Origin of the sequence: Pseudomonas sp. FSL R10-0399 (genome assembly GCF_009600165.1) — a bacterium.
Classification (GTDB): Bacteria; Pseudomonadota; Gammaproteobacteria; order Pseudomonadales; family Pseudomonadaceae; genus Aquipseudomonas; species Aquipseudomonas helleri.
This window is the reverse complement of the sequence record NZ_WIWK01000200.1, coordinates 1-4,982: the sequence shown is the minus strand read 5'-3', so window position 1 is coordinate 4,982 and position 4,982 is coordinate 1. Positions and strand designations below refer to the sequence as shown.

Below are 4,982 nucleotides of genomic sequence, written 5' to 3'. Positions count from 1 at the left end.
AGAAGGCCATGGCTATGCGGCATGATGCTCCAGCTTCAATTCAATGACCGTGTTGCACTCAGCTCCTGCAACCGCCGTCCGTAAACCTTTCTCCCACGAACTTCCCCCCTCATATTCAGGCCATAACATGACGTACTTTCTCGGCACCTCCATAACGACCCCCGACAACTTCCAAAAAATATACCGAAACTATCAGCCGGAGAATTCTTTATAGAAACTTCAGGCAGATCTTTAGTACCGACGACATGGTAAAAATAACGACCATTAACGGTATAAGAAAAACCAATAACAAAATCGCAGCTCCTCTCCTTAAAATCTACCAAATAGCAATACAGAGCCTGGCAAGGAAGCGTAGAAAAAACACCACTTAGCGCTCATGTGCAGACCTTTTACACGCGAATATCGCCACCGCGAAAAACTAATTCAACGTACACCTCATACCACATCCCCCAACAAATCGCCTGGCTCCTACCTTCACAATGACCATTTCTGAAGTGCACATCCGCTCAGAATCAGGTCTTCGTCAACATAGCTATTGACTGCTTGAGAAGCCCAGGACCGAACCTGGTCGTGGAGAAAAAGCCCAACTGCGCCAAAGCTTTCACCTCTCCAGGGATGGAAACCCCATTTTGGTCAGCGTCTATCCATACCTGAACGGCATCGAAGTAACTGCCGCTGGCCTGCAGATTGATCAGAGCAGTCGCCCGTAAAAAGGTGAGCCAGCCTCGCCAGGACTGAGAAGCCATTTTGGTCTGTCAGGACCGTATTGTCTGGGACTGCGGTGACACCTCAACTACTCGGCAGAACTCCTCACTGGGAATCGGGCATATCTGCACGCCATCGCACAATTGCGTGCACCATGGCACCGTTACGCTGTTCACCGCACGGGACTATCTGCAGGGGCGCTTGATCAACTCGTCGACCATGGAAAACTGCATAGGGGGCTGCTCAGAAATCGGTTCTCCGGCGTGCTGCCTGGAAGCTGCCTGTTGACAGGCTTGCCTCTGGCAGCCCATCAACAGGCAGCCAACAAGGCCACCGGCCGCGTTAGCCTAAAGAAACAACCTCTACAGCCGAACAATTTTAGCTGCGCCAGCAAGTGCTTTTTCGCCACTGCTGCAGTTCGGTTGACGCAAAAGGGCCGTCACTGCACGCCGCAGTGACGGCCCCGCGCAATGCAGCAACAATACGACGTCGCGCAGATCGTATTTACGTTGGCGCTACGTGATGATGCTCTTGCACACTGAAACTGCAATGACCTACCGGCGGGTCTAAACACCGGAACCCCTGGTGCAGGGCAGAAAGCACTATTTCGCGCGAATCACTTCGCCGATGCCGTACCCATCCGGTTGCCCAGAGCGCAGGTTCCTGCAAGCGCTGAGCTCGCATTGAGCGGAGCCATCCCAGACGCACTCGGCTCATCACCGTGCGTCGCCCCTACCCATGGGGGAGCCTGCTTTATCCTCGGCATGTCCAGCACTGCCAACGTCAACCTACCGCCCCCACGGGGCTCCGCTTCGTCCCCGCAATGGCTACCCGGCGCAATGCCTAGTACAGCCCTGCCCGTCCATTTCCCACTCACTGTCACGGAGGTCTTAATCCCAGCGAATCGCATCTTTTTCATCTGTTCATCAGAAACGCCCCTGCCCGACCTTCCCACAGGAAGTAAGGCAGATGCCTCATTTGAGGCCACAGGTGATCTGAGCACCTGGCCCTCGCCCTTCGGGGATCTCGCCTTGGCGAGTTGGCAATAACACTCACCGGATTTCAACTCAGCACCACGTACAGAGAACATTGGCAGGAGGACTGGATGGACGATCTCACCTACACGCTACGCCAACTCTGCCAACGCAATCGTGATGGCAGCCATGCCACCCAGGCCGATCGGCAACGAGGTCTGACACTGGTCGCACGCCAATTGCGCGAAGCGGGATTCAGGCAAATGCGTGCGCCCTCACTCAAGGGCAAACATGTCGAGGCGCTGGTTGCGCGCTGGCAGGCTGAGGGCTTGTCGGCAGGGACACTCAAGAACCGTCTGGCGCATCTGCGCTGGTGGGCCGAGAAGATCGGTAAACCGGGTATCATTCCTTCCGACAACACCCAGCTCGGCATTCCAGAGCGGCGTTATGTGACCAACGAAAACAAGGCGCGGGAGTTGGGCGATGCTCTGGATAAGGTGAATGATCCCTACGTTCGCATGAGTCTGGCGCTGCAAGCAGTATTCGGGCTACGCCGCGAGGAAGCCATCAAGTTTCAACCCCGCTATGCCGACCGAGGCGATCACATTGCCCTCAAGGGTTCATGGACCAAGGGTGGTCGTGAGCGCACGGTCTTGATCACCACCCCCGAACAACGCGCGGTGCTTGACCAAGCGCATCAATTGACCGGGGCTGGGTCATTGATCCCAGCGCACAAGACGTTCATTCAGCAGCGCCATACCTATGACGGACAATGCAAGGCTGCCGGCCTAAGCCATATGCATGGCTTGCGTCATCGCTACGCGCAGGCACGGTATGAAGTACTGACGGGATGGAAAGCACCGGCAGCCGGCGGGCCGACCCGACAAGCTCTGACGTCCACAATGCGCATTCAAGATCAAACGGCGCGCCAGACGATAAGCCGAGAGCTAGGCCATGAGCGCCCAGCAATTGCAGCAGTTTACTTAGGCAGGTAAGTACCGACTGGACTAAAGCGATTCATATTCGCACCCAACTCAGAGAAGATCTAAGTCAAGCTGAACTCTAAAAGGAACATCGCATTTGTATCATCGCTAATTTCAAAAACAAAAAAAGGCCCGCCGGACCTTTTTTGTTTTTTAATCAGATCACTGAATGCGCCACGACTCCACAGCATCCGCACCAAATTCACTTTTCCATTCCTTCAGCTGGCGGTGATTACCACCCTTGGTTTCGATCAACTCACCGGTGTTTGGATTCTTGTAGATCTTAACTTCCCGTGCTTTGCGGACTGGCTTTGATGCCGTGAGCCCCGGCGCATGACGAACAGATTGAGGGTCAAGCAAGTCGATTATATTTTTGAGGCTGTAGCCATACTCGGCCAAAAGCGCGCGTAATTTGCTTTCGAACTCCATCTCTTTTTTCAGGCCGGAATCGCCCTTCATGGCTTCAAGCTCTGCTAGTTGGTCAGCAAGCTGCCGTTCAAGTTTACGAAATTCTGCAAGACGGGACATTTAGCACCTCATATTTTTCGATAAATGACTTTTATGACTTGACAACCGGACCTGAAAAACCAAAGCCCTGGTCATCTTGTTAAAAACAAAACGCAGGAAAATATCAATTTATATTTAACACCATAAGCTCATCGCTCATCGCTCATCGCTCATCCAGCTGATTGAAGCGTTGGTGACGATAGCGCTCATTACTTGACAATCCCTCGAGCTCCATTTCAGAACCTAAGTGAGATACAGAAACCTGTAACACCGCCCCTTCATCAACGGGCTTCTCAGGCATTGACGCTCCATATTCTAAGGCATCAAGCAAATCCGCCCAATACTGCATCATGCTGCGACGCTGCACGACATACTGAGCATGATTATAGGCGGCTCGCACTTTATTGGTGTCCGCATGGGAAAGCTGGGCTTCAATCCAACCGCTATTAAAATTTAGTTCGTTTAATGCGGTGGAAATTGTCCCTCGCAAACCATGGCCAGTGAGCTCACCTACAAACCCCATACGCCTGATAGCGCTATTCAACGTATTTTCACTGATCTTCTCGTGAGGCTCAATCCGATGAGGCAACAGATAACGCCGTCCACGACCTTTACCTTTGAGCAGGTAGCTGACGATCTCTAATGCCTGTCTGGATAACGGAACAATGTAGGCTGGGATCACTTCTCCCTTGTTGCGCACCCGATTACGCAACTGCTTGACGCCCTCCGCCGGAATAAACCAAACCCGGTTCTCCAAGTCAAACTGCTCTGGCGTTGCAGCTCGTAACTCCCCCGTCCGAACGCCCGTCAGCAACAACAGGCGCACACCAAGCTTAGTCGTAGTTGCGCCGTTATAGTCCGCCAGCCTCTTGAGAAACCGAGGAAGCTCCGACAACTGCAGGTGGGGATTGTGACGAACCGGCGGTGGAGATTCAGCAACGATGTCTAAGTCGGACGCTGGATTGACATCAATCATTCCCTCGGCCATGGCATAGCGGAAGATATGGTTCAGCCAAGTCCGGCATTTTCCTGCCGACACCAACGCGCCCCGCCCTTCAATTCGGCGCACGACTCCCAGGACATCCAGACGGGTAATCTCGGCCATGCTCAATTTCCCCAAGACAGGGAGAATATCTCGGTCAAGATAGCGCTTTGATTGTCCAGAGCTACCTTTTTGCCCAGGCGTCAGCTTCTTGCTACGGAACTCATGCCAGCGGGCAGCCACCGCCTCGAAGGAGTTGTCTCTCGCCGACGCCCTCTGCTGCCGCTCCAGACGGCGCGTCTGACGAGGGTCAATATCCTGCGCAACAGCAGCGCGGGCGCTGTCACGACGCTCACGGGCCTGTTTTAGGCTGATATCAGGGTAGGTTCCAAAGGAGATACGAAGTTGCTTGCCATGCAAGCTGTAGCGGAAGTGCCACTGCTTACTGCCCCGGATCGGGACGAACAGCGACAGGCCAAGACCATCAGCAAGTGAATAGTCTTTGCTGGAAGGCTTGGCATGACGAACGGCGGTATCGGTGAGTGCCACGGTGAATCTCCCATTGCTTGGAGCAACGAGATACCTCTTGTGAAGAGGCACACCAACAAACAATCCGGCATTCGCGATGTACTATTTAACGTACTAGAAATGCTTGGCTGTTGGTGGATTCCGATGGAACGCTATAAACGAAAAAAGCGGCCAAAGGCCGCTTATTCCGTAGCTTCCAGGCGTTCAGTGGGCCTTAGTGGAAGCAAATATGGCGCAGCGGACGGGACTCGAACCCGCGACCCCCGGCGTGACAGGCCGGTATTCTAACCGACTGAACTACCG

3 protein-coding genes are annotated in these 4,982 nt (G+C 53.8%); 1 reads left to right on the top strand and 2 read right to left on the bottom strand.

The annotated features are described in order from the left end of the window. Positions 1-1,810 precede the first annotated feature (1,810 nt). Complete coding sequence (locus tag GHO41_RS28510) at positions 1,811-2,674, top strand: phage integrase N-terminal domain-containing protein (protein WP_153330966.1); 864 nt, start codon at positions 1,811-1,813, stop codon at positions 2,672-2,674. 150 nt (positions 2,675-2,824) lie between these two features. Here the strand turns inward: GHO41_RS28510 and GHO41_RS28505 are convergent, their stop codons facing one another. Together GHO41_RS28505 and GHO41_RS28500 are read right to left on the bottom strand one after the other, a co-directional pair. Next, positions 2,825-3,190, bottom strand: a complete 366-nt coding sequence (locus tag GHO41_RS28505; RefSeq protein ID WP_153330965.1) for a histone-like nucleoid-structuring protein, MvaT/MvaU family — start codon at positions 3,188-3,190, stop codon at positions 2,825-2,827. A 142-nt stretch (positions 3,191-3,332) separates the two neighbouring features. Then, a complete protein-coding gene (locus GHO41_RS28500; RefSeq protein WP_323370516.1) occupies positions 3,333-4,700 on the bottom strand; it encodes an integrase arm-type DNA-binding domain-containing protein in 1,368 nt (455 codons plus the stop codon). Positions 4,701-4,982: the final 282 nt, after the last annotated feature.